Raw genomic sequence first — 3,899 nt, 5'->3', positions numbered from 1 at the left:
CCGGTTGAACCTGTGGCGCCGGTCGAGCCCGTGGCGCCAGTCGAACCCGTGGCGCCGGTTGAACCTGTGGCGCCGGTCGAGCCCGTGGCGCCAGTCGCACCAGTCGCACCAGTGGCACCCGTGGCGCCGGTCGGGCCCGTAGCGCCAGTCGAACCCGTGGCGCCGGTTGAACCTGTGGCGCCGGTCGAACCCGTTGCGCCAGTCGAACCGGTTGCGCCAGTCGAACCCGTGGCGCCGGTCGAACCCGTCGCACCTGTGGCACCGGTCGGGCCTGTGGCGCCCGTGCCTGGAGTCAGATCTTGGCCAGTTAGAGTAGCGCTTAGGGAACTACTCGCGCTGCCAAGCGACCATACGCCGGTGGCACCATTGAAAGTGGAGGAATAAATTTGAATAGAGCCGTTCGCGGTCCCGCCATTTAGTGTGTAGACACCAGCCGGAAGAGATACGAGTACAGCGTAGCTATTGGGGTTTCCACTTCCGCCCGCGACCGTAAACGAGCCTATAACGTTGTCATTACCACCTTGCTTGTAGACGATGAAGTAAGTACCAGGCGCCGTGCCGGCTGGGAGCGTTCCGTAAATTTCAATGGGGTCGCCGGTCCCCGTAGACGTAACGGTGCTACCTGATACGGGCAACACCGCCGCGTATTCCGCCATCCCCGCATCAGTTAATGGCGGCAACACAGCTGGCCGTCCAGACCACGTCTCCAACTTCCAGCTTCCGCCGTGGGCCTCAGCACCGATGAGACCCGTCGCCGCCGCAACGGGCGCGCCGGTAGCTCGCGACAGGGCAGCGACAAACGCCTGCCCACTCGCGCCTTCGCCTGTGCTGCAACCCCACAGCAAAAGATCGCCGTCAGGCCCCAGGGCATGACCGATCGCCGCGAGATCATCCGAATGCCGGTTTATGTTGGCGAGAGAAAGCGCGCCATCGCTGAATCTGAGTTCGCCCGAGCGGCCGTGGACGACGATGTGGATGGCATCAAGACCTTCGCGACCGCGTAAAGCGTGCGCGATCTCCTGCGAAGCGGGCGTCGCGCCGCTGAGAAGCACTGGCTGGACCCTCGGCCGCAGCCCTGCAATGAGCGTGGGAATGTCGGCGACAGACGGATCGATGAAGACGATTTCGAAAGCGCTTTTCATCATGCTATCCCCCGGCCAGCTTGGTTGGGAGTGGCGTCACCTGGGTTAAGGGTTGCCGTTATCGCCGGATCGAAATCGCCGACGGACCATGTCCCGGCGTTCTTGCCTGTCGAACTCCAACAGCCATTGTAGACAGCGATGGTATTTGGACCCGGAGCGCTTGGACCTACAGTGTACCGTCCAGCTGGAAGAGGCTCGGAGATCGCAAATGTGCCGCCGAAATTTGTCGGAACAATAAATTGCCCGATAACATTCAACGTCCGGCCGTCGTTCAGGACGATGAAATAGGTGCCGGCTACAGTGCCTGCGGGCCACGTGCCAAAAATGGTGAGCCGTTCGCCTTGGCCTGTCGAGGTCAACGGGACTGCCAGCACTGCTGCGTAATTCATCATGCCCCCCCGGGTCAGTGGCGGCCGCGTAGCGGCCTTGCTTGTCCGTACGTTCAGTTTCCAGTCGCCGCCGAACGCCGACGAGCCGACCAGGTCGTCGGCGGCCGCCGCCGGCGCTCCCGCCGTGCGCGACAGCGCATCGACAAAATTCGTTCCGGCTGCACCGCCGCCGGCGTTGCAGCTCCACAAAAGCAGCTCGCCAATTCCGCCCAGGGCTTGTCCGATGGTGGCGAGGTCGAGCTCATCGTCGCCCAGCGTCTGCGCCGACCACTCGCCAGCCGCGAAACTTACCCGCCCGGGCGCGCCGTGCGCGATGACGTGGACTGCGTCGACGCCGTCGCGGCGTTGGAGCGCCAGCGCCATCTGGCGCGCGGCCGGGCGCTTGGCGTCGAGCACGATGGCCTCGACCTCCGGCCTCAGGTTGGCGAGGATCGTGCCGATATCGGATACGGAGGGATCGACGAAAAGGAGTTCGGAGGCCAGGGGCGCATTCGGGCGATCAGTCGCAGCATCCGGCAGCGGATCGATCCGGCGCCCGTCGAACCGCGGGGATGCACCAACGCCCCCACGGGGCACACGCGACAACATTGGACTCACAGCCACCCCACTCCTGACACCCATGCCGCCGATGTTTCGACGGCAAACTCGCGAGTGAACTCCGGAATGGGAAACCGTCTGCCTTCCGCCGAAGCATAGGCATGGACGCGACATGTCACGGTGCGCCCTGTAGACGCCCCTTCTTCATGCGCGAAACTGCCTTGCTACCCGATCCCTGTCCAACCCACCTGCGCAGACCTTGCCGCCACGAGCTTGCGATCTGCGGGCACCCTCCATACCCACATATTAGTAAATTCGAAAATTAGGGATTTGTAAACTATTAAGTAAGGAATTGGTAAATTTCAGAGAACCAGGCAGCAGACCTCGATCAATAGGAGGCGTCGGCTTCGCTCAAATTGTTCCTGAAAACCGAATACTTGCCGGCTTCCCTTCAGTTGCTGTGAACTCTGCGAATAATCGCCTGGCAGGGCGCCAGCTGCGGAGCTTGCCGGGTGCCAGTTCGTGCTGACCGCTATCGTCCCGCTACAGGAACGCTGCACGAGCCGACAAGGAAGAATGATCAACGCGCGGGCCTCCAGCGAAGCCCGCGCGTCCTTTTTTTCAACCTAGACCAGTTACCGTCCAGTCCGTTCGCCGCTCACTCATGTGGCTTCAAGAGATCCTTCAGGGTCGTCTTGACGGTATGGTCGTTGCTGGCGTAGCCGGCGCCAGGCTTGGTCTGGTCGGAAGTAAGATCCGTGCTCGCCCCCGTCGGCTTGTTTTGGTTCTGACCAGATCCGCTGATCGTCTTGAGGACATTGAGCAGGTCTGTCGTCACCGATGTGGCTGCAAGCCCGATCAGGTTGCGGAACGACGCTTGCCCGCCGGGGTCACTGCCGTTGCCGGTCGAGCTCGACGGCAGGAATTGCGTCGTGTCCTTGAGCCCCAGCGTGCTTGCCGTGACGTTGGCATTGTGACCGCCGTTTCCGTTGCCGGAGTTGCCCTGCCCCTGGTGTGAGCTGTTGTCGGCATTGTTATGGTCCCCGGAATTGCCCGGCGCGGGCTGTTCTCCATTGCCGTGGCCGTTGTTGGCATGACCAGTGTCACCACCACCCGAACCGGTTCCTCCGGTCGGGCCTGTCGGACCTTGCGAGCCTGTTGCACCGGTCGCTCCAGTGGCACCTGTCGACCCTGTTGCTCCGGTCGAGCCAGTTGCGCCGGTCGAACCCGTTGCACCGGTCGAGCCTGTGGCACCGGTCGAGCCTGTGGCACCGGTCGCACCTGTTGCACCCGTCGAGCCGGTGGCACCGGTTGCCCCGGTCGAGCCTGTGGCACCAGTTGCTCCAGTCGGACCGGTCGAGCCAGTCGCGCCTGTGGCACCTGTCGAGCCAGTTGCTCCAGTCGAGCCTGTGGCACCGGTCGAGCCGGTTGCTCCTGTCGAACCTGTGGCTCCGGTCGAGCCGGTCGCCCCGGTCGAGCCTGTCGCTCCAGTCGAGCCGGTGGCCCCAGTCGAGCCGGTGGCTCCGGTGGCTCCAGTCGAGCCGGTGGCTCCGGTGGCTCCAGTCGAGCCGGTGGCTCCAGTCGCACCGGTAGAGCCGGTTGCTCCTGTCGAACCTGTTGCTCCGGTCGAGCCAGTTGCTCCAGTCGAGCCAGTGGCGCCAGTCGAGCCAGTCGCTCCGGTTGCACCAGTCGCCCCGGTCGAGCCGGTGGCACCTGTCGAGCCGGTTGCTCCTGTCGAGCCGGTCGCACCGGTTGCCCCGGTCGAGCCTGTGGCACCAGTCGAGCCGGTGGCACCTGTCGCCCCGGTCGAGCCTGTTGCTCCGGTCGAGCC

The 3,899-nt window shown here is 63.9% G+C and carries 3 protein-coding genes and 1 pseudogene; all 4 read right to left on the bottom strand.

What is annotated here, in order from left to right:
* Window positions 1-1,145, bottom strand: a 1,145-nt coding sequence (locus LB516_RS28775; protein WP_224720828.1) for a DUF4347 domain-containing protein, incomplete at its 3' end; no start/stop codon positions are given.
* Window positions 1,142-2,152, bottom strand: coding sequence for a DUF4347 domain-containing protein (locus tag LB516_RS28770; RefSeq protein ID WP_224720827.1), 1,011 nt, complete (start codon window positions 2,150-2,152; stop codon window positions 1,142-1,144). The genes LB516_RS28770 and LB516_RS28775, both read right to left, overlap by 4 nt.
* A gap of 574 nt (window positions 2,153-2,726) precedes the next feature.
* Complete coding sequence (locus tag LB516_RS28765) at window positions 2,727-2,906, bottom strand: hypothetical protein (RefSeq protein ID WP_023796661.1); 180 nt, start codon at window positions 2,904-2,906, stop codon at window positions 2,727-2,729.
* Window positions 2,907-3,171: 265 nt separating this feature from the next.
* A pseudogene (locus LB516_RS28985) lies at window positions 3,172-3,899 on the bottom strand (hypothetical protein); the annotation flags it as partial.

Source organism: Mesorhizobium sp. CO1-1-7, assembly GCF_020164885.1.
GTDB classification, from domain to species: domain Bacteria; phylum Pseudomonadota; class Alphaproteobacteria; order Rhizobiales; family Rhizobiaceae; genus Mesorhizobium; species Mesorhizobium australicum.
The sequence above is the reverse complement of the archived record's forward strand: the minus strand, read 5'-3'. Positions and strand labels throughout refer to the sequence as shown.